This window comes from Streptomyces sp. NPDC056479 (assembly GCF_042795335.1).
Lineage (GTDB): Bacteria > Actinomycetota > Actinomycetes > Streptomycetales > Streptomycetaceae > Streptomyces.
The window spans coordinates 592,100-611,987 of record NZ_JBHTRZ010000006.1; the positions used below are offsets into that span (position 1 = coordinate 592,100).

At 69.3% G+C, this 19,888-nt stretch carries 22 protein-coding genes; 15 read left to right on the forward strand and 7 right to left on the reverse strand.

Features of this window, described 5'->3' with window-relative positions; genetic code table 11:
- Positions 1-33: 33 nt before the first annotated feature.
- The 7 genes from ACFQ6S_RS26205 to ACFQ6S_RS26235 all read left to right on the forward strand — a co-directional run bounded on the left by ACFQ6S_RS26205 (position 34) and on the right by ACFQ6S_RS26235 (position 6,372).
- Entirely contained in the window at positions 34-456 is a 423-nt protein-coding gene (locus ACFQ6S_RS26205; protein WP_383414421.1) for an NUDIX hydrolase, read from the forward strand.
- 245 nt (positions 457-701) lie between these two features.
- The gene (gene pstS, locus ACFQ6S_RS26210; protein ID WP_383414424.1) at positions 702-1,826 is read left to right on the forward strand and encodes a phosphate ABC transporter substrate-binding protein PstS; all 1,125 of its coding nucleotides are present in this window, start codon (positions 702-704) and stop codon (positions 1,824-1,826) included.
- A 104-nt stretch (positions 1,827-1,930) separates the two neighbouring features.
- The gene (gene pstC, locus ACFQ6S_RS26215; protein WP_383414427.1) at positions 1,931-2,932 is read left to right on the forward strand and encodes a phosphate ABC transporter permease subunit PstC; all 1,002 of its coding nucleotides are present in this window, start codon (positions 1,931-1,933) and stop codon (positions 2,930-2,932) included.
- A complete protein-coding gene (gene pstA, locus ACFQ6S_RS26220; RefSeq protein WP_383414430.1) occupies positions 2,929-3,990 on the forward strand; it encodes a phosphate ABC transporter permease PstA in 1,062 nt (353 codons plus the stop codon). Before pstC ends, pstA begins: the two co-directional genes overlap by 4 nt.
- Before the next feature lie 54 nt (positions 3,991-4,044).
- Complete coding sequence (gene pstB / locus ACFQ6S_RS26225; protein ID WP_383414432.1) at positions 4,045-4,821, forward strand: phosphate ABC transporter ATP-binding protein PstB; 777 nt, start codon at positions 4,045-4,047, stop codon at positions 4,819-4,821.
- Between the two features lie 424 nt (positions 4,822-5,245).
- The gene (locus ACFQ6S_RS26230) at positions 5,246-6,082 is read left to right on the forward strand and encodes a hypothetical protein (RefSeq protein WP_383414435.1); all 837 of its coding nucleotides are present in this window, start codon (positions 5,246-5,248) and stop codon (positions 6,080-6,082) included.
- Between the two features lie 110 nt (positions 6,083-6,192).
- On the forward strand, positions 6,193-6,372 hold the full coding sequence (locus ACFQ6S_RS26235) for a hypothetical protein (RefSeq protein WP_383414438.1): 180 nt from the start codon (positions 6,193-6,195) through the stop codon (positions 6,370-6,372).
- Positions 6,373-6,395: 23 nt separating this feature from the next.
- Here ACFQ6S_RS26235 and ACFQ6S_RS26240 read toward each other — a convergent pair whose 3' ends face one another.
- Positions 6,396-6,785, reverse strand: coding sequence for a metal-sensitive transcriptional regulator (locus ACFQ6S_RS26240; protein ID WP_383414441.1), 390 nt, complete (start codon positions 6,783-6,785; stop codon positions 6,396-6,398).
- 236 nt (positions 6,786-7,021) lie between these two features.
- On the opposite strand from ACFQ6S_RS26240, the gene ACFQ6S_RS26245 reads away from it, so the two are divergent.
- The 3 genes from ACFQ6S_RS26245 (at position 7,022) to ACFQ6S_RS26255 (ending at position 10,966) form a co-directional block, all read left to right on the forward strand.
- The gene (locus tag ACFQ6S_RS26245) at positions 7,022-7,642 is read left to right on the forward strand and encodes a DUF47 domain-containing protein (RefSeq protein ID WP_383414444.1); all 621 of its coding nucleotides are present in this window, start codon (positions 7,022-7,024) and stop codon (positions 7,640-7,642) included.
- Positions 7,643-7,650: 8 nt separating this feature from the next.
- Positions 7,651-8,649, forward strand: coding sequence for an anion permease (locus ACFQ6S_RS26250; protein WP_383414447.1), 999 nt, complete (start codon positions 7,651-7,653; stop codon positions 8,647-8,649).
- A gap of 742 nt (positions 8,650-9,391) precedes the next feature.
- The gene (locus tag ACFQ6S_RS26255) at positions 9,392-10,966 is read left to right on the forward strand and encodes an FAD-binding oxidoreductase (RefSeq protein WP_383414450.1); all 1,575 of its coding nucleotides are present in this window, start codon (positions 9,392-9,394) and stop codon (positions 10,964-10,966) included.
- 63 nt (positions 10,967-11,029) lie between these two features.
- Here ACFQ6S_RS26255 and ACFQ6S_RS26260 read toward each other — a convergent pair whose 3' ends face one another.
- The 3 genes from ACFQ6S_RS26260 to ACFQ6S_RS26270 form a co-directional block, all read right to left on the reverse strand.
- Positions 11,030-11,746 carry a phosphatase PAP2 family protein gene (locus ACFQ6S_RS26260; protein ID WP_383414453.1) on the reverse strand — a complete coding sequence of 239 codons (717 nt, stop codon included), beginning with the start codon at positions 11,744-11,746 and terminating at the stop codon, positions 11,030-11,032.
- A gap of 196 nt (positions 11,747-11,942) precedes the next feature.
- Complete coding sequence (locus ACFQ6S_RS26265; RefSeq protein ID WP_383414456.1) at positions 11,943-12,950, reverse strand: NlpC/P60 family protein; 1,008 nt, start codon at positions 12,948-12,950, stop codon at positions 11,943-11,945.
- 36 nt (positions 12,951-12,986) lie between these two features.
- Positions 12,987-13,769: a trypsin-like serine peptidase gene (locus ACFQ6S_RS26270; RefSeq protein WP_383414459.1), complete on the reverse strand. Its 783-nt coding sequence runs from the start codon at positions 13,767-13,769 to the stop codon at positions 12,987-12,989.
- A gap of 166 nt (positions 13,770-13,935) precedes the next feature.
- On the opposite strand from ACFQ6S_RS26270, the gene ACFQ6S_RS26275 reads away from it, so the two are divergent.
- Positions 13,936-14,283 (forward strand): DUF1330 domain-containing protein, encoded by a 348-nt coding sequence (locus ACFQ6S_RS26275; protein ID WP_383414462.1) that lies wholly within the window; start codon positions 13,936-13,938, stop codon positions 14,281-14,283.
- Positions 14,284-14,374: 91 nt separating this feature from the next.
- On the opposite strand, the gene ACFQ6S_RS26280 is transcribed toward ACFQ6S_RS26275, so the two are convergent.
- Positions 14,375-15,133, reverse strand: coding sequence for a PIG-L deacetylase family protein (locus ACFQ6S_RS26280; RefSeq protein WP_383414561.1), 759 nt, complete (start codon positions 15,131-15,133; stop codon positions 14,375-14,377).
- A 141-nt stretch (positions 15,134-15,274) separates the two neighbouring features.
- Here ACFQ6S_RS26280 and ACFQ6S_RS26285 point away from each other — a divergent pair, with 141 nt between their 5' ends.
- Positions 15,275-15,709, forward strand: coding sequence for a hypothetical protein (locus ACFQ6S_RS26285; protein WP_383414465.1), 435 nt, complete (start codon positions 15,275-15,277; stop codon positions 15,707-15,709).
- A 42-nt stretch (positions 15,710-15,751) separates the two neighbouring features.
- On the opposite strand, the gene ACFQ6S_RS26290 is transcribed toward ACFQ6S_RS26285, so the two are convergent.
- A complete protein-coding gene (locus ACFQ6S_RS26290) occupies positions 15,752-16,702 on the reverse strand; it encodes an oxidoreductase (protein ID WP_383414468.1) in 951 nt (316 codons plus the stop codon).
- 90 nt (positions 16,703-16,792) lie between these two features.
- On the opposite strand from ACFQ6S_RS26290, the gene ACFQ6S_RS26295 reads away from it, so the two are divergent.
- The gene (locus ACFQ6S_RS26295) at positions 16,793-17,395 is read left to right on the forward strand and encodes a TetR/AcrR family transcriptional regulator (protein WP_383414471.1); all 603 of its coding nucleotides are present in this window, start codon (positions 16,793-16,795) and stop codon (positions 17,393-17,395) included.
- Positions 17,396-17,450: 55 nt separating this feature from the next.
- Here ACFQ6S_RS26295 and ACFQ6S_RS26300 read toward each other — a convergent pair whose 3' ends face one another.
- Positions 17,451-18,437 (reverse strand): alpha/beta hydrolase, encoded by a 987-nt coding sequence (locus tag ACFQ6S_RS26300; protein ID WP_383414474.1) that lies wholly within the window; start codon positions 18,435-18,437, stop codon positions 17,451-17,453.
- A gap of 213 nt (positions 18,438-18,650) precedes the next feature.
- Here ACFQ6S_RS26300 and ACFQ6S_RS26305 point away from each other — a divergent pair, with 213 nt between their 5' ends.
- A complete protein-coding gene (locus ACFQ6S_RS26305; protein ID WP_383414477.1) occupies positions 18,651-19,115 on the forward strand; it encodes a MarR family winged helix-turn-helix transcriptional regulator in 465 nt (154 codons plus the stop codon).
- Positions 19,116-19,514: 399 nt separating this feature from the next.
- Entirely contained in the window at positions 19,515-19,823 is a 309-nt protein-coding gene (locus ACFQ6S_RS26310) for a hypothetical protein (RefSeq protein ID WP_003991275.1), read from the forward strand.
- Positions 19,824-19,888 lie beyond the last annotated feature (65 nt).

Sequence of the window (19,888 nt, forward strand, 5' to 3'; positions counted from 1 at the left end):
TCCAGGTACTCCCGCGAAGGAGGCAGACCCACGGTGACTGACGCGAACGACCTCACGGTCCAAGCGGCCGGCTGCGTCCTGTGGCGCCGTTCGCCGGTAGACGGTGAGCTGGAGATATGCCTCGTGCACCGACCGAAGTACGACGACTGGTCCCACCCCAAGGGCAAGCTGAAGCGCGGCGAGGACCCGCTGGCCGGCGCTCTGCGCGAGGTGGCGGAGGAGACCGGCCACTCCGCCGAGCCGGGAGCCGTGCTGCCGACGATGCGGTACATCGCCAACGGCCGCCCCAAGGAGGTCCGCTACTGGGCCGCCGAGGCGGGCCCCGGCACTTTCACGCCCACCGACGAGGTGGACCGCCTGCTGTGGCTGTCCCCGACGGCGGCCCGGATCCGTCTGACCCAACCGAGGGATCGCACTCTCGTGGACGCCCTGTTGCAGTCGCTTCGACTGGCATAGTCCGAATCAACCCCGACAAAGCCTCGGAATACACCCGTGTCCTCAACGTAAGCGTTCCGTTACCTCACCCAGCCGTACCCAGGGGTTCACCCCTCGTTCATTTACGCCCTTCGGCGCCTTCACCTGATCTGCCTAATTTCGGCCCTGCAAGATGACGGACCGCGCCCCGGGGGAGCGTCCGCATCGCCAATTCTCCGCACGCCGCCGAATTTCAGGACGGCGGCTCCTGGAAGGAACACCCTCAAGTGAAGCTTCAGCGCAAGAACCGGCGCGTCCTCGCTCTCGGCGCTCTCGCCGTCTCCGGCGCCCTGGCCCTCACGGCGTGCGGCTCCGACGACACGGGCGAGGCCAACGGCGGAGACTCCACCTCGTCCGCCGCCGCCGGCTCCATCAAGTGCGACGACGCCAAGGGCCAGCTGCTGGCCGACGGCTCTTCCGCGCAGAAGAACGCCATCGACGCCTGGGTCAAGCAGTTCTCGGCCGCCTGCTCCGGCGTCCAGATCAACTACAAGGGCGGCGGCTCCGGCGCCGGTGTCACCGCGTTCAACCAGGGCACGGTCGCCTTCGCGGGCTCGGACTCCGCGCTGAAGCCCGAAGAGGTCACCGAGTCCAAGAAGACCTGCTCCGGCGGCCAGGGCATCGACCTCCCGATGGTCGGCGGCGCCATCGCCCTCGCCTACAACGTCCCGGGTGTCGACAACCTCGTCCTCGACGCGCCGACGATCGCCAAGATCTTCAGCGGCAAGATCAAGACCTGGGACGACGCCGCGATCAAGGCGCTGAACCCCGACGCGAAGCTGCCCAGCACCAAGATCCAGGCGTTCCACCGCTCGGACGAGTCCGGCACCACGGACAACTTCACCAAGTACCTGACGGCCGCCACCGCGGACAACTGGAAGTTCGAGGGCGGCAAGGCGTGGACCGCTCCGGGCGGCCAGGCCGCGTCCGGCTCCTCCGGTGTCGCCCAGGCGGTCAAGCAGACCGCCGGCTCCATCAGCTACATGGAGGAGTCCTACGCCAAGGACCTGACCAGCGTCGCCATCGACACGGGCGCCGCCGAGCCGGTCAAGGCCTCCTCCGAGACCGCCACCGCCGCCATCGCGGACGCCAAGGTCGTCGGCACCGGCAAGGACCTCGCGCTCGAGATCAACTACACGACCAAGGCCGACGGCGCCTACCCGATCACCCTGGTCACGTACGAGATCGTCTGCGACAAGGGCAACAAGCCCGAGACGCTGCCGACCGTCAAGGCGTTCCTGACCTACATCGCCAGCGAGGACGGGCAGGGCATTCTCGCCGAGAACTCCTACGCCCCGATCCCCGACGACATCATCTCCAAGGTCCGCACCACCGTCGCGGGCCTGAGCTGATCTGAGTGTGCGGCCCGGTCCCGCTGAGGACCGGGCCGCACCGTCCGGTGCACCGCCGCCATGGATCCGTATGCCGAATACGGTTCCGCAGACCGGAGAACCCGATGGACATAACCACACGAGACACTCCTCCCCCCGCACCCCAGCCGACCGAGGGCGAGCGCAAGCGCGCCGCCCGCGGCGCCACCCGCCCCGGAGACCGGGTCTTCCTCGGTCTCGCCCGAGGGTCGGGCATCTTCCTGCTCGTGGTCATGGCCGCGATCGCGGCCTTCCTCACCTGGCGGGCCGTCCTCGCCATCAGCGAGGACGACGGCAACTTCCTCACGACCTTCGAGTGGAACACCGGAACGAAGCCGCCGGTCTTCGGTATCGCGGTCCTGGCCTACGGCACGGTCATCTCCTCGATCATCGCCATGGCCATCGCCGTCCCGATCGCCGTCGCCATCGCGCTCTTCATCAGCCACTACGCCCCGCGCAGGCTGGGCGGCCCGGTCGCGTACGTGATCGACCTGCTCGCCGCCGTACCGTCCATCGTGTACGGCCTCTGGGGCGCGCTGATCCTCGTACCGCACATGAACGGCCTGTTCGGCTGGCTGAACGACTACTTCAGCTGGACCGGCATCCTCTCCTGGGACGAGGGCCCGGCCCGCTCGATGCTCACCGTCGGCATCCTGCTCGCGATCATGATCCTGCCGATCATCACGAACGTCAGCCGCGAGGTCTTCAACCAGGTTCCGCGGATGCACGAGGAGGCGGCCCTGGCCCTCGGCGCCACGCGCTGGGAGGTCATCCGCATGTCGGTGCTGCCCTTCGGCCGCTCCGGCGTGATCTCCGCCTCGATGCTCGGCCTCGGCCGCGCGCTCGGCGAGACGATGGCCGTCGCCACCGTCCTCTCCCCGGACTTCCTGATCCACGCCAGCCTGCTGAACGGCGGCGGCGGCACCTTCGCCCAGAACATCGCCGCCAAGTTCCCCGAGGCGGACGAGTTCGGCCGTGACGCGCTGATCGCCTCCGGTCTGGTCCTGTTCGTCATCACCCTGCTGGTCAACGGCGCGGCCCGCGCGATCATCGCCCGCCGCAAGGAGTACTCGGGGGCCAACGCATGAGCCACTCAGCCGCAACCGCCAAGCGCCCCAACTCCCTGCAGGGCGGCCAACTGCCGAAGTGGTCCCCGCTCGCGATCGCCGCGGGTTCGCTCGCCGTCTCCATCGGCCTGAGCCTGGCCACCGGGATCGAGAGCAAGATCCAGTGGGGCCTGATCGCCGCGATCCTCTACATCCTCGGTACGTACGTCATCTCGGCGCGCGTCGAGAACCGGCGCCAGGCCAAGGACCGCATCGCTACCTCGCTGGTCTGGGTCGCCTTCCTGCTCGCCGTGGTACCGCTGGCCTCGCTGATCTGGACGACCGTCGCGCGCGGCGTGAAGGTCCTCGACGGATACTTCCTGAGCCACTCGATGGGCGTCGTCGGCAACTCCGAGCCGGGCGGCGGTGTCTACGCCGCCATCATCGGCACCCTGGAGCAGGTCGGCATCGCCACCCTGATCGCCGCGCCGATCGGTGTGCTCACCGCGATCTACCTGGTGGAGTACGGGCGCGGTGCGCTCGCCCGTGCCGTCACCTTCTTCGTCGACGTGATGACCGGTATCCCGTCGATCGTCGCCGGTCTGTTCATCCTCAGCATCCTGCTCGCCTTCGACATCGAGTTCTCCGGCTTCGCCGGCGCGCTCGCGCTGACGATCCTGATGCTGCCGATCGTGGTCCGCTCCACCGAGGAGATGCTCAAGCTCGTCCCGAACGAGCTGCGTGAGGCATCCTTGGCCCTCGGTGTGCCGAAGTGGCGCACGATCCTGAAGGTGGTCCTGCCGACCGCTCTCGGCGGAATCACCACCGGCATCATGCTGGCCGTGGCCCGTATCGCCGGTGAGACCGCGCCCGTGCTGCTGGTGGTGTTCGGCAACCCGTTCATCAACAACAACCCGTTCGAGGGTCCGCAGGCGTCGCTGCCGCTGTACATCTACCAGCAGTACTCGCTGAGCGCCGGTTCGGACGCGGGCATCGACCGCGCCTGGGCCGCGGCCCTCACCCTGATCGTCTTCGTGATGATCCTGAACCTGGCGGCCCGGGCTCTCGCCCGCTGGAAGGCCCCGAAGACCGGTCGCTGACGCGGCCAAGTGTGAACAGTCAGCGACTCGGATTCGAAAGAAGCAGTGATACCCATGGCCAAGCGAATTGACGTAAGCGGCCTGCACGCCTACTACGGCTCCTTCCGCGCCATCGAGGACATCTCGATGACCGTCGAGCCCCGCTCCGTGACGGCCTTCATCGGCCCGTCCGGCTGCGGCAAGTCCACCTTCCTGCGCACCCTCAACCGCATGCACGAGGTCACCCCCGGCGGCCGCGTCGAGGGCAAGGTCATGCTCGACGACGAGAACCTGTACGGCGCCGGGGTCGACCCGGTGACCGTGCGGCGCGAGGTCGGCATGGTCTTCCAGCGCCCGAACCCGTTCCCGACGATGTCGGTGTACGAGAACGTGGCGGCCGGCCTCAAGCTGATCGGCTCGTACAAGAAGTCCCAGCTCGACGACATCGTCGAGAAGTCCCTCAAGGGCGCCAACCTCTGGAACGAGGTGAAGGACCGCCTGAACAAGCCGGGTTCCGGCCTCTCCGGTGGTCAGCAGCAGCGCCTCTGCATCGCCCGCGCGATCGCGGTCGAGCCCAAGGTCCTGCTCATGGACGAGCCCTGCTCGGCCCTGGACCCGATCTCCACGCTCGCCATCGAGGACCTCATCGGTGAGCTGAAGGAGCGCTTCACGATCGTCATCGTGACGCACAACATGCAGCAGGCGGCCCGTGTCTCGGACCGTACGGCCTTCTTCAACCTCTCCGCCGTCGGCCAGCCCGGCAAGCTGATCGAGATAGACGACACGGAGCGCATCTTCTCCAACCCGTCGGTTCAGGCCACCGAGGACTACATCTCCGGCCGCTTCGGCTGACAGACCCCTCGCGGTGCTGCATGGCGGTGCCACCGCGAGGCAGATAAAGGGCCCGCCCCCCGGCTCCCGGGGGGCGGGCCCCTCTGTGTCTGTGGAGGGTTGGGCGAGACCGGGCCCCCTCACCCCCGCACATGCACCTCCGCATCCGTCCTGGCCAGGCTGCGGGCGCGTCTCGCCGGGCCCCGCCAGCCGCAGGTGCAGTGGGCGGCACAGAAAGGGCCCTTCTCGACCATCGACGTGCGGTGGTCGGAGAGGCCGCCCTGTTTCGTAGGGGAGGTTGGTCCGTCCTGCTTTGCCACAGTGACAACGTTACCCAAGGCAAGTAAGTGCGACTCCTCGGCGTGCGTGACGAGGGCACCTACCCGTCGTTAACCGAAACGACGGGGGGCCCGTGACGGACGTACCGGCTGGGGGTAGGCAGGCGATGACGGAGCGGCAGCAGCACAGGAGACGTGGGGCGGGCGTCGCGGCTGGGGTCTTGTGTGTCTGCCTGGCCGGCAGCGGATGCGCGGAGCGGGGAGCCGCTGCCGAGGACGCCCGGGGAGAGAGCGCCGTGGAGATGGTGCGGCGCTCGGCCGACGTGCTCGTCGGGGCCCGGAGCTCCAAGGCCACCACCTCCATGGAGATGGCCACCGGCGGCACCCGCGTCACCATCCGCGGCGAGGGCGTGTACGACTTCCGCAAGCAGATCGGCCGGCTGAGAGTGCTGTTGCCGCAGGATCCGGCGGGGGCGACGGAGCATCGGCCGATCATGGAGCTGCTCGCTCCCGGGGCGCTGTTCATGAAGAACCGCGGAGCCGGGGTGCCCTCCGACAAGTGGGTCCGCGTCGACGCCAGGTCGCTGTCCGACGGAAACCTCGTCACCGGCGGCGCCACCGATCCGTACGTCGCCGCCGAGGTGCTGCGCGGGGCGCGGACGGTACGGCTGGTCGGCGACGAGGAGATCGCCGGTACGCCGGTGCGGCACTACCGGGGCACCGCTGACCTGGGCATTGCCGCGCGCGAGGCCTCCAAGGGGAACACCGATTCGCTGACGGCGGCGGCGAAAGGGTTCGCCACGGATCAGGTACCGTTCGACGTCTTCCTCGACGACGAGGGGCGGATCCGCAAGGTCCGGCACCGGTTCAGCTTCGTCAACGGTCAGCAGAAGGACGCCATCGCCGTCGCGTCGACGACCCTGCTGTACGACTTCGGGGCACCCGTCGACGTACGGTTGCCCGACCGCGACGACATCTACGCCGGCAAGATCGCCGAGCAGTGAGGGTCGGTGTATGCGCGCGTGCCGGGCGTCAAGAACTAGCCCGTCCGTGCCATGCGCGGTGCGTAGGCCGCTCCCTACTCTAGGAAGTCGGTAACGGCAGAGAAGAGGTGATGCACGTGGCTCCGGTCGGCGGTACGGCAGTTCAGGACCACGTGGCCCTCGCCGAGATCGAGCTGTGCGGAGAGCTGATCATCGCGGCCTCGGCCGCCCGGGAGGACCGGCTCAGCCTGGAGAGCATCGACGAGGTGCTGAGGGTCGCGGAGGAACGGAGCACACCGGCAGGTGAGTGAGCCGTCCCTCACATCTGCCGCGGTCAGGTCCTCAGGAGCCGGCCGATCGCCTTCGTGGCCTCCTCGACCTTCGCGTCGATCTCCGTACCGCCCTTGAGGGCCGCGTCGGCGACGCAGTGCCGCAGGTGCTCCTCCAGGAGCTGGAGGGCGAAGGACTGCAGGGCCTTCGTCGAGGCGGACACCTGCGTGAGTATGTCGATGCAGTAGACGTCCTCGTCGACCATGCGCTGCAGGCCACGGATCTGGCCCTCGATCCGGCGCAGTCGTTTGAGGTGCTCGTCCTTCTGCTTGTGGTAGCCGTGGATGCCCCGGTCGTGATCCGTCACGACCTCCGTGACATCCGTGCCCTCCGGGTTCGCCACGGTCTGGTCAGCGGCGGAGGGCGTACCGGCGCCGGCCTCGGTGGTCGTCATCGCGTCCTCCAGACGTAAACCGCTTCATATACCCCTACTGGGTATATCGTATCGAACTTTGCTGGGTATAGGGCCTGTGGCCGATGCCGCGAACGGCCGTTGGACTGGACCACTGGGCAGCCCCCGTGCCGACCACTGTGCCTGATGGGCGACACTGGAGGACGGCCCATTAGCCGTGGCCGGATGATGCACTTAGCATCAGCCTGACCGAAACCGATGCTTCTTGAGGACCCCACGTGCGATTTCGTCTGACCCCCCGGGAGACGAGCTTCTACGACATGTTCGCCGCATCCGCGGACAACATCGTCACGGGCTCGAAACTCCTGATGGAACTGCTCGGGGCGGACACCGCCGGCCGGGCCGAGATCGCAGAGCGTATGCGGGCCGCGGAACACGCAGGTGACGACGCCACACACGCGATCTTTCACCAGCTGAACTCCTCGTTCATCACGCCGTTCGACCGCGAGGACATCTACAACCTCGCATCCTGCCTCGACGACATCATGGACTTCATGGAGGAGGCCGTCGACCTGGTCGTCCTCTACAACATCGAGGAACTCCCCAAGGGCGTCGAGCAGCAGATCGAGGTGCTGGCGCGTGCGGCCGACCTGACGGCCGAGGCGATGCCGAACCTGCGCACGATGGACAACCTCACGGAGTACTGGATCGAGGTCAACCGGCTCGAGAACCAGGCCGACCAGATACATCGCAAGCTCCTCGCCCACCTCTTCAACGGCAAGTACGACGCGATCGAGGTCCTCAAGCTCAAGCAGATCGTGGATGTGCTCGAGGAAGCGGCGGACGCCTTCGAGCACGTGGCGAACACGGTGGAGACCATCGCCGTCAAGGAGTCCTGAACCCTTATATGGACACCTTCGCCCTGGTCGTGACCATCGCGGTCGCGCTCTTCTTCACGTACACCAACGGCTTCCACGATTCGGCCAACGCGATCGCGACCTCCGTGTCGACGCGGGCGCTGACGCCGCGAGCGGCGCTGGCGATGGCCGCGGTGATGAATCTCGCCGGCGCCTTTCTCGGCTCCGGTGTCGCCAAGACCGTCAGCGAGGGCCTGATTCAGACACCCGAAGGCTCCAAGGGGATGGGCATCCTCTTCGCGGCGCTGGTCGGTGCGATCACCTGGAACCTGATCACCTGGTACTTCGGCCTGCCGTCCTCCTCCTCCCATGCGCTGTTCGGCGGCATGGTGGGCGCGGCGCTGGCCGGCGGGACGACGGTCTACTGGGACGGCGTACTGGAGAAGGTCGTCATCCCGATGTTCGTGTCACCGATCGTGGGTCTGTGCGCGGGCTACCTGGTCATGACGGCGATCATGTGGCTCTTCCGCCGCTCGAACCCGCACAAGGCCAAGCGCGGATTCCGCATAGCCCAGACCGTCTCGGCCGCCGGCATGGCCCTCGGCCATGGACTGCAGGACGCCCAGAAGACGATGGGCATCGTGGTGATGGCCCTGGTCATCGCCGACGTCGAGGACTACGGCGACCCGATCCCGGTATGGGTGAAGATCGTCTGCGCCGTCATGCTCTCCCTCGGCACCTACGCCGGCGGCTGGCGCATCATGCGCACCCTCGGCCGCAAGATCATCGAACTCGACCCCCCACAGGGCTTCGCCGCGGAGACCACGGGCGCGTCGATCATGTTCACCACGGCCTTCCTCTTCAAGGCCCCCATCTCCACGACCCACGTCATCACCTCCGCGATCATGGGCGTGGGCGCGACGAAGCGCGTGAACGCCGTGCGCTGGGGTGTGGCAAAGAACATCGTCATGGGCTGGTTCATCACGATGCCGGCGGCCGCGTTGGTGGCGGCGGCGGCGTTCGGGGTTGTGAATTTGGCGTTCCTGTAGCTGTCGGGGTGCGGGGCGGAGGTCGTCTGTCGCTGCAATGTCGCGGTGTACGGAGCCTCGGAAGAATCGTTCCTGCGGGGGTTGCCGGCGGGTGCCGACGGCCAGTTTTCGATGGTGGTGGGTGGCGCGCCGGGAAAGGCGATTTCAGGCCGTCCGGGGCTTGAGGGGGTGGGGGCGCGGCCGCTCTCTAGGCGATGGTCGGCACGTCGAGCCCGTCCCGGCATTCGAGGACGATTTCGTGCCGTCCCCAGCCCCCGCCCACCCGCTGGGGCGCGGACGGCCTAAGCGCCGGCCCGGGCACTCCCAGCCCGTCCGGCATTCGAGGACGAGCCCGTACCACCCCCAGCCCCACCCGCTGGGGGCGCTCACAGCACGCGGCCACCCCTGAGCACCAGTTCAGGCACCCCAGCCCGTCCGGCATTCGAAGACGAGCCCGTGCCGTCCCCAGCCCCACCCACCCGCTGAGGCCGCTCACGGCCTGCCGCCACGTCTGAGCGCCGGTCCAGGCAATGTCAGCCCGTCCGGCGTTTGAGGACGAGGCCCCTTCAGGGCCGACAGCGGGGGTCTGGGGGCGGCAGCCCCCAGAAGAGCGGCCGGGGTCGAAGGGGCAGAGCCCCTGGGGGATGGGACGGGTAGGGGCGGCGGGGGCGAGAACCCCCGGGCCGGAACAACCGACCGCCGCGCCATGGAACCCCACCCCTCACCACCTCGTCTCGTTCCACGTAACCCTCCAGGAGGCGAAATGGAACGGCGTACCTTCATCGGCGGCACCGCAGCAGCCCTCACCGCCCTGACGGCAACCGCCTGCAACGGCACCGAGAGCAACGCCAGTGGCACGGGCACCACCACAGTCACGACCACCGGCACCCAGACCACCGGCAAATCCGCCGCCGGCGCCGCCGCCCCCGCCAACTGGACCGCCCTCGCCCAGAACCTCGACGGCCGCCTCATCCGCCCGGGCGACGCCGACTGGAAGCCGGCCCACCAGCTCTACAACACCCGCTTCGACTCCCTGAAGCCCGCAGCCGTCGCCTACGTCGCCCACCCCGACGACATCCGCACCACCCTCGCCTACGCCCGCGCCCACCACCTCAAGGTCGCGATACGCAACGGCGGCCACTCCTACGGCGGCTGGTCCTCCGGCAACAACCGCCTGATAGTCGACGTCTCCAAGCTCAACCGCATCCGAGCCACCGGCAACACCGCGGTGGTCGGCGCCGGTTCCAAGCTCATCGACGTCTACCGAGCCCTCGCCGCGAAGGGGACCACCATCCCCGCCGGCTCCTGCCCCACCGTCGGCGTCTCCGGCCTCACCCTCGGCGGCGGCCACGGAGTGACCTCCCGTGCATACGGCCTGACCTGCGACAGCCTGACCCAGGCCACGCTCATCACGGCCGACGGCAAGCAGCTCACCGCCAACGCCACCACCAACAAGGACCTGTTCTGGGCCCTGCGCGGCGCCGGCAACGGCAACTTCGGCATCGTGACGGAACTTCACTTCAAGACCCACCCCGCCCCCCAGGCCGTAACGGCGTACATGACCTGGCCCTGGTCGAAGGCGACCGCGCTGATCAAGGCGTGGCAGGAGTGGGGCCCGACCCAGCCCGACGAGATCTGGTCGTCCCTGCACCTGGCCAACCACGCCGGCGGCACCCCCACGATCTCCGTCGCCGCCTTCTCCCTGGGCACCTACCGCGAGCTCCAGAACGCCGTCGACCGCCTCGCCGACCGCCCCGGCGGCCCCGGCCCCGCGAGCAGCGTCACGCTCAAGCGCCGCTCCTACGAGGAGTCGATGGAGCTGTACGCGGGCTGCTCGTCCTTCACCTCGGACGCGCAGTGCCACCTGCCCGGCTCGACACCGGGCCGCTCCCCGCAGGGCGCGCTGGGCCGCGAGACATACTCGGCGAAGTCGGACTTCTTCGTCCGTTCGATCTCGGCGGCGGGCATCCAGACGCTGCTGAAGCAGATGCAGTCGGTCCGCGGCGGCTCCGCCAGCATCGCGTTCACGGCCCTCGGCGGAGCCGTCAACCGCGTCTCCCCCACCGCAACGGCCTTCGTGCACCGCCGTTCCCGCATGCTGGCCCAGTACCTCGCGTCCTGGCGCGCCGGCACGACGGGCTCCGAGGCCCAGGCCTGGCTGACCTCGGCCCACGACGCGATGCGCCCCCACGCCTCGGGCGCCGCGTACCAGAACTACTCGGACCCGACCCTGCGGGACTGGCGCAAGGCGTACTACGGGGATGCGGCGACGCGCCTGACGAGCCTGAAGAAGCAGTACGACCCGGAGGGCTTCTTCACCTACCCCCAGGCGCTGTAGCCCTACGACCGCCACCCACCGACCACCGACCGCCACCGGGCCCCAAGGCCCGGCCAGATCCCGCTAGGCCGCCAGATCCCGCTCCTCGGCCCCCGCCTCCGCGCTCTCCTTCCGAGCGCCGGGGATCAGCGCGTCCTGCTCACCCGCCCCGGACCGCCCACGCGCCCGGATCAGCCACCCACCCCTGGACGAGCGCTCGATCGCGGACATCACCGGCGTCAGCAGCGCCGTGGCCGGCGGCGACAGCAGCAGCGCGACGGCGGTGCCGAGCGCGAAGCCGCCGATGACGTCGGTCGGGTAGTGCACACCCATGTAGACCCTGCAGAAACCTTCGAGCAGTGCCAGCCCGATGCCGATGAGCCCGAACTTCCGGTTCGCGACGAAGAGCCCGACCCCCAGGGCCATGGCGATCGTCGCGTGGTCACTCACGAAGGAGTAGTCGGACTTGCCGGCCACGAGGACTTCGAGCCCCTGATGGTCGTTGAAGGGCCGGGGCCGCTCGACGAAACCTCGTATCGGCACGTTCACCAGCACCGCGAGGGCGGCGGCCAGCGGCGCCCACACCAGCCCGGCCACGGAGGAGGCGGCATCGTCCTCGCCCCGCCGTCGCACGGACCACCAGCACCACACCACGAGCAGCACCAGGCCGATCAGCAGCCCGTACTCACCGACGTACTCCATGACCCGGTCGAACCAGCGCGGTGCGTCCTTGGCCAGGCCATTGATGTCGTAGAGCAGGTCGACGTCGGGGTTCGACCCGGATGCTGCGAGTCCAGCCATGATGCCGCGGCCCCTTCATCGTCTATCGGCACATTGTGCGTACGCCGTTCCGCCCACCCCCGTGGTTGTAGATCCGGCTACGACACCAGGAACGCACGGCCCCTGTTGATACGTTCCACACTCCACTGAATGATCACGCAGACGTTATCGAAGAGAGACCCATCGCCGCAGCTCAGGGGGTGGGTTCACACTCCGTCTACACCGTGGTGGGCAGCGCATTCGCGCCATCCTCGGTCACTCGCGTGGCCCCGAAGTAGTCGGGGGTGTCGATCGGGTCGAACCGGATCACAGCGCCCGTTCTCGGCGCGTCGATCATGTACCCGCCACCCACATAAATCCCCACATGCCGGATGGCACGGGAGTTGTTGAGGTCGTCCGAGAAGAACACCAGATCCCCGGGCAACAGCTCTTCCCTGTCCGGATGCGGCCCCGCGTTCCACTGGTCGTTGGCCACCCGCGGCAACGTGATCCCGACCGTCTCGTACGCGGCCTGCGTCAGCCCCGAACAGTCGAACCGGCCGCCGTCCGCGGCGGAACCCTCACCGCCCCAGAGGTAGGGCGTACCGAGCTTCTTCTGCGCGTAGTAGATGGCGCCGGCGGCCTGCTTGCTGGGATCCACCCGGTTGACGGGCGCGGCGAAGCTCTCCTCCAGCGTCGTGATGGTCTTCACGTAGTTCTGGGTCTCCTTGTACGGCGGCACGCCCCCGTACTTGATGACCGCGTACGCCCCCGCGTTGTACGACGCGAGCATGTTCTTCGTCGCGTCGCCGGGTACGTCCTTCACATACGAGGCGAGCTTGCAGTCGTACGACGCGGCCGACGGGATCGCGTCCTTCGGATCCCATACGTCACGGTCCCCGTCGCCGTCCCCGTCGATCCCGTGCGTGGCCCACGTCCCCGGGATGAACTGCGCGATGCCCTGCGCGGCCGCCTGGCTCTGGGCCTTCGGGTTGAAGCCGCTCTCCTGGTAGAGCTGGGCGGCGAGCAGAGCGGGGTTGATGGCGGGACACAGGTTGCCCCACTTGCGCACGAGGTCCGCGTAGGCGGCCGGCACGGCTCCCTTGGCCAGCGCCTTGGACGCCCCGCCCATACCGCCCGCGAGGTTCCCGGCGACGATGTAGACCCCGATGACGAGCAGCATCACGAAGCTGAGCCCCGCCGCAAGGGCGGCACCCGCCACGAGCCATGCCTTACGCACCGTCAACCGCCCCTCGCCCACCGGGAGTCCGCCCGCGCCAGTCTAGGAGCTTCCCACATGAGACTCCTCGCAACCGGCGCTCTCGCGGTACAGAGCGGCCGCCTCCCCCCGGAACACCACGCTGTACGACACATCCGCCGTCGCCCCGCCGTCCTCGTGCCCGCCGAGCACCCCCACGACCTGCCCGTCCCCGTTCACCCACGGACTGCCGCTCGTGCCGCCGCCGAAGCCGGGGCAGGAGACGCGTTGTTGCATACGGGTGTGCGGGCGGGGCTTGTTGCTGCAACTTATGGGGCGCTCACGGGAGTTGAGGTATCCGAAGAGGGTGACCGCGGTAGCCCCAGGGGCAGTGCCGCCGGCGAACCGGTATCCGCCGACGACATCCTCGACGCCCTTGCCGCCCTGCCGGTCCACCACCGCGAACGCCACGTCGCTGTCCTCGTCCCTCCCCTCGGCCCACCCGTCCGCCAGAAACCACTTCCGGATCCGCCACACGCCGTACGGCGCCACGCCGTCCCGGTAGCCGGGCACGAAGACGAGTTCCTGCGTCTTTCGGTCCAGGCAGTGGGCGGCGGTGACGACGAGGTCGTGGTGGGGGCTGTGCACGACGGACGCGGTGCAGAAGTGGCCGCCGCGAAGGTGCTCACGGCGGCCGGCAGTGAACAGGGCCCCGGTCCGCACGCTCTGCGCGGTCGCCGCCGCGGCGACGGTCACCCCGAAGGGCCCCGTGCCGGCGTCGGCGGCCGCGGCGGAGGCCGAGGGGAGGGTGAGGAGGACGGCGGCGGCGTACAGGGGCAGGCGTGAGGTGGATTGTGTCGGGGGCATCGGGGCCACTGTGGCCGACGAAGGTGAGAGGAGCGTCAGATGACGGCTGAAGAACGTGTTCGCCGGCCGACCTCACCGGCATTACCCGTGAGGTCATCGCCTCCGCCCGTCCTTCCTGCCACGATCGTCGGCAGAGGGATCGAGCCCGACCGACAGGGAGGACACCATGCCCGCCTACGCCATCGCCCACCTCCGGGACGCCGCACCGCACCCGGAGATCGCCGAGTACATCGAGCGCATCACCGCCACCTTCGAGCCGCACGGCGGCCGCTTCCTCGTGCATGCCACCCCGCACGAGACGAAGGAGGGCAACTGGCCCGGCCACGTGGTGGTGATCGGCTTCCCGGGCATCACGCAGGCACGGGCCTGGTGGGACTCACCCGCCTACCAGGAGATCGCACCTCTGCGCTCCCGCCACATCGAGGGCGACATCATCCTGGTCGAGGGCGTCCCGGACGGCTACGACCCGACGGTCACCGCGAAGGCCCTGCGGGACGGGCTGCCCGCCGAATAGCCCTCAGCACTGCCGGCCGTGAACGTCATACGGTGCGCCCAACGGGGCCAGTCGGGGTCTCATCGCTCTAGTCGGCCGTGCCACCCCCCACTCACACGCTCAGCCCGGTCTCGCCCGACCCACGGAAGACCACGTCCTGCCGGATGTACCACTCGGTGCCGAGGATGCCCTCCCTGACAGCCTCCGGAAAGCCGGCGAGGAGGCCGGGTGCGGCTCCCCGCTCCACCTCGGTGCGGTGGGCCAGTACGGCGGCCCACTTCTGCTCCAGCCAGGGGCGCACGTCGACGGTCGCGGTGACGCGCTCGTCCGGGACGGTGAGCATCCCCTTGCCCGCTCGGGCCAGTTCGCTCAGTGCGGGCAGGGCCGAGTGCGGGTGCGTGGCCAGGTAGAGGGCGGTCGGCTGCCAGGAGGTGCCGGTGTCGGGGTAGAGCCGTTCGAGGCCGGCGGCCTGGACGGCGAGTGTGGTCAGGCGGTGAGTGTGTACATGGTCGGGGTGGCCGGTCAGGCCGCCGTAGGCGTCGTGGGTGACGACGACCTCCGGGCGGAACCGCCGTATGTGGGCGACCAGTCGGCCCACGGCCTCGTCCAACGGCGCGGCGCGCAGCCGTGGGCTGCCCGGGGCGGAGTGCGGCACACGGTCGTCGGCGTAGCCGAGCATCCTCGGTTCGCCGGCGCCCAGGATCCGCAGCGCCTCGGCGAGTTCGGTGCCGCGTCGCGTGTCCGGGCTCCAGGTCGCCGTCACGACGGCGGTGCGCGCGTCGGCGGCCGCGTGCCGGGCCAGGACGCCGCCCGAGCACAGGGACTCGTCGTCGGGGTGCGCGAACACCCCGAGCAGACTCGGCATCGGCATCGGTCTCGACATCGATCGTCCACCTCCGCATACGACCTACCCCTGAGTACTGGAACTCAGGCGCCAGGTCCTCCGGCACGGCAGACTGTGCGCGGTTCGGCCAACTGGCCCATGAACAGACCGACTTCAGGGGGAACGATCGTGAGACGCACCAGCCGCGTCCTTGCCGTGACGGCACTTGCGGCCTGCGCGCTGACCGGCGTGGCGGTGGGCCCCGCCGCCGCGACGACCGATGTCCTGCTGCCCCACCCCGGTCCGGAAGGGCTGGTGTGGGTGGAGGAACGGACCGGGGACGGCGGGCTCGTGTCCGGCGGCGCGTGGGAGGGTCTGCCGACCGTCCTCACGGTGGCGTGCGAAGGGGGCGGCGAGGTGCGGGTGACGATGTCGCAGGAGACCCAGGTCGCCACGTTCACGGTCGACTGCCCGGCCGGGGCGACCGGGGTCGGCTCGGTGACCATGGACCCGGGCGTGGTACACCCCGGCTCCTTCCTGATCGCCGTGGACGCATCGGCGGACGACATCCGGTGGGCTCTGACGGTGACCCAGCCGGAGTCTTGGGGCCGGGCGGAGTGGTGAGCCGGGCAGAGCCGTGCCGGGCCGAGCCGGCGGCGGAGCACTTCAGCGCTCGGCCGCCATCCGGCCCCGAGCCCCGCCCCGGTCTCCCGCCCCCGACGCCCAGCTCACACCCGTGAGTTCCTCCGACACCGTCCACAACCGCCGCGCCACCGCCACGTCACTCGCCGCAGCGCTCCGCCCCACCAGCGTCGGCCCGCCCCGCAGCTCGCCCCGTCCGTCGGGCCCGACGTAGCTCGCCCCGGGAAGGTCCTGCGTGGCGGCGTACAGCGTCGGCAGCGCGCCCGCCCTGTCGTCCTGGGCGAAGAACCGGTTGCCGATCTTCATCATGCCGCGCATCACGGGGTTCCCGGCGTGGCTCTGGAGGTTGGTGGCCGCATAGCCGGGGTGGGCCGCCATGGCCCGCACCGGGGAACCGGCCTCCGCCAGCCGGCGCTGGAGTTCCAGCGTGAACAGCAGGTTCGCCAGCTTCGACTGCGCGTACGCACGGTTCGGGTTGTAGCCGGACGTGAAGTCGAGATCCTCGAAGCGGATCCGCGCGTCGAACATGCGGTGGGCGCCGGAGGACAGCGTCACCACCCGGTCCGTGACATACGGCAGCAGCAGGTTCGTCAGCGCGAAGTGGCCCAGGTGGTTCGTGCCGAACTGCATCTCGAAGCCGTCCGCCGTCCGCTGCTGCGGCAGCATCATCACGCCCGCGTTGTTGATCAGCAGATCCAGCGGCCGCCCCTGCCAGGCGTCCGCGAATTCCCGTACGGACGACAGATCCGCCAGGTCCAGGCGCCGCACCTCGGTGCTGCCGTGCACCGTCGCCGCCGCCGCCAGCCCGCGCTCCGGGTCCCGTACGGCGAACACGACGTGCGCACCCGCGCGGGCCAGCGCGTCGGCGGCGGTACGGCCGATGCCGCTGTTGGCGCCGGTGACGAGGGCCGTGCGGCCGGTGAGGTCGGGGAGGCGGGTCGCGTCCCATGTCTTGGTCTTCGTGTTGTCAGCCATGCAAACGAATGTAGGCGTCGCCAACAATGCTGTCAATGACAACAATGGTGACGACGCCAACAAAGATGGCAACGACAACATCAAGCTACGATGGTGCGCATGCTCGAGAGCCGCCCCTACCACCATGGAGACCTGCGCGCCGCCCTGCTCGCGGCAGCGGAACGCACCCTGCGCGACAAGGGCGTCGGCGCCCTCTCACTGCGCGAACTGGCCCGCGAGGTCGGTGTGAGCCACGCCGCCCCCGGCCGGCACTTCAAGGACAAGCAGGCCCTGCTCAACGCCCTGGCGCTGGCCGGGTACGAGCGGCTCGGCCGGGCGTTGAACGCCGCCGACGACCCCACGCTCCCACTGGAACCCCGGCTCACCGCCCTCGCCCGCGTCTACCTCGGGTTCGCCATCGACAACGCCGAGCTCCTGGAGCTCATGTACGCCCGCAAGCACGACCCGGACGCCTCCGAGCAGATGGCCACGGCAGTCGCACGGACGGTCGGCAGCCTCGAAAGCGTCCTCGCGGACGGCCAGACACGCGGCGAGATCATCGACGGCGACCCCGAGGAACTCAACCTCGTCACGGGCGCCGCCCTCCACGGCATGGCCGCCTTCATCGCGGGCGGCTGGCTGACCCCGGAGGCGGCGCTGGCGGGCGTGGAGCGCCTGGTCCACCACCTGCTGCACGGCCTGAAGCCCCGCTGACGGTTCACGCACCCCTATGAGGCCGGCCCTCGCACAGGCTTCACTCAGCCCTTGCTCAGCTCTCGAACACCCCCCGCAGCACACTCACGGCCTGCCCGATGGCCGCATCCGCGGCCCGCGTCTCCCGCAGCGCGTTCAGCATCACGAAGTCATGGATGATGCCCTGGTACCGCACCGCGGTGACCGGCACCCCGGCCTCCCGCAGCTTGTTCGCGTACGCCTCCCCCTCGTCCCGCAGCACATCGGCCTCGGCGGTGATCACGAGCGCCGGCGGCAGCCCGGTCAGCTGCTCCACGCCGGCCCGCAGCGGCGACGCGGTGATCTGCGCCCGCTCGGCCGCGTCGGTCGTGTACTGGTCCCAGAACCACCGCATCGCGTCCCGCCGCAGGAAGTACCCCTCGGCGAACTGCCGGTATGACCCGGTGTCGAACGACGCGTCGGTGACCGGATAGAAGAGCACCTGCTGCACCAGCGGCACATCGCCGCGCTGCTTGGCCATCAGCGTCAGCGCGGCCGTCATGTTGCCGCCCACCGAGTCCCCGGCCACGGCGATACGCCCGGCGTCCAGGCCGTTGCCCGCCCCCTCACGGACGACCCACTGCGCGACGGCGTAGTTCTGCTCGATGGCGACCGGGTAGCGCGCCTCGGGCGCGAGGTCGTACTCGGGGAAGACGACCGCGGCACCGGTGCCGACGGCGAGCTCGCGCACCAGCCGGTCATGGGTGTGGGCGTTGCCGAACACCCAGCCCGCGCCATGGATGTAGATGATCACCGGGAGCGTCCCGGTGGCGCCGGCCGGGCGGACGACACGGGCCCTGACCTCACCCGTCGGCCCGCCGGGCACGGTCACCCACTCCTCGTCGACGTCCGGTTTGGCGATCTCCCCGGACTGCACCTCGTCGACGGTCTTGCGCCCCTCGGCCGGCCCCAGGTCGAAGAGGTACGGCGGGTTCGCGGTGGCCTCGGCGAACGCCCGCGCGGCGGGCTCGAGGACAGGGCGGACGGTGGCGGCGCTTCCGGTGTCACTGCCGATCTCGGTCATGGCGATCTCCTCGGATCAGGTGCCGCACACCCCACACACACGGGCAGACCACCCGGCTGGTCTCGCCGGATTCGGCGGCACACGGAGAAAGTAGCGCACCATTAAGTCGTGCACAACTGATTAGTGCTCGATGAGTTAGCTCTCGATAGAATCCGGACAGCCCTCGAAGAACGCCGATGAACGCCGATGAACGCCGAAGCACCTGGAGCCCCCATGACCCCAGCCACCGAACCACCCCCGAGAGGCTCCCTCCTCCTCGACGACCAGCTCTGCTTCGCGCTCTACGCCGCCTCCCGCGCCGTGACCGCGCGCTACCGCCCCCTCCTCGAAGAACTGGGCCTGACCTACCCGCAGTACCTGGTCATGCTGGTCCTCTGGGAACAGGACGCGATCTCCGTACGCGACCTGGGCACCGCCCTCCAACTGGAATCCAGCACCCTGTCACCACTGCTCAAACGCCTCGAAGCGGCCGGACTGCTGCGCCGTGAGCGCCGCCCCGACGACGAGCGCTCGGTCGCCCTGCGCCTCACCGAGGCCGGCGCGAAGCTCCGCGACCGCGCGAGCACGGTCCCGCCCTCCATCGGCGACGCGATGGGCCTGACCCCGCAGCAGGACGCCCTGGCCAAACAGCTCCTGCGCCTGATCACGACGAACGTCACCGAGAACGTGCACCACTGACGCTCCGTCACCGCGCCGCCATCGAGCCGGCCCCTCACCCCCACCGCCCCGACACCTCCCTCACGGAACCGACAGCGCCCCAGCAACGGCCCGTTCACCATCCCGAGATAGCCTTCACCCGCAGAACACCGGCACGACAACTCACCCGGCAGGCCGTCAGAAACGGCACCCGGCGTGAAGAGGGCTAACGACGCAACCACACGACAGGTTCCGCTCAGGCCTCATTGCCCGGCGTGACCTGCCGTGATACACAGAGTGACCGTACGAGGTGTTCGTACGAATCCCGCCCATCAATGACGGCAAGTCGACATACGACGGCAGCATTGTCGGCGAGAATGAGGTCTGACCTCTGCGCACCGCAGGGGACTGCGGAACTACCCAACAGGGGCGGTGACTTACATGCTGTTTGCGGCCGACAAGGGCGACATCAACACCATCATCGGCGGGATCGCTCCGGACTGGGGCCCCTTCGGCAGCCTGGGCAACGAGGCAAAGGTGATGATCGAGGTCGTGATGGCCGTTGCCATCCTGCTCTGCCTCGGCATCGCCATCTGGGGCGCGGCCAAACAGCGCATCGGCGCGACGGCGTTGCGCGACACCTTCAGTGCCGAGCAGGGCAAGGGTCTGATCATCGCCGGTCTGACGGGCGTCTTCATCATCGGCTCGCTGGGCACGCTGTTCACCATCGTGTACGGCATGGCGGTCTAGCCGCCCCGCCCCCCTCCCTCATCTCCATCCGCTCCGGGCGCGCCCGGTCCCCCCAGTCCCCCACC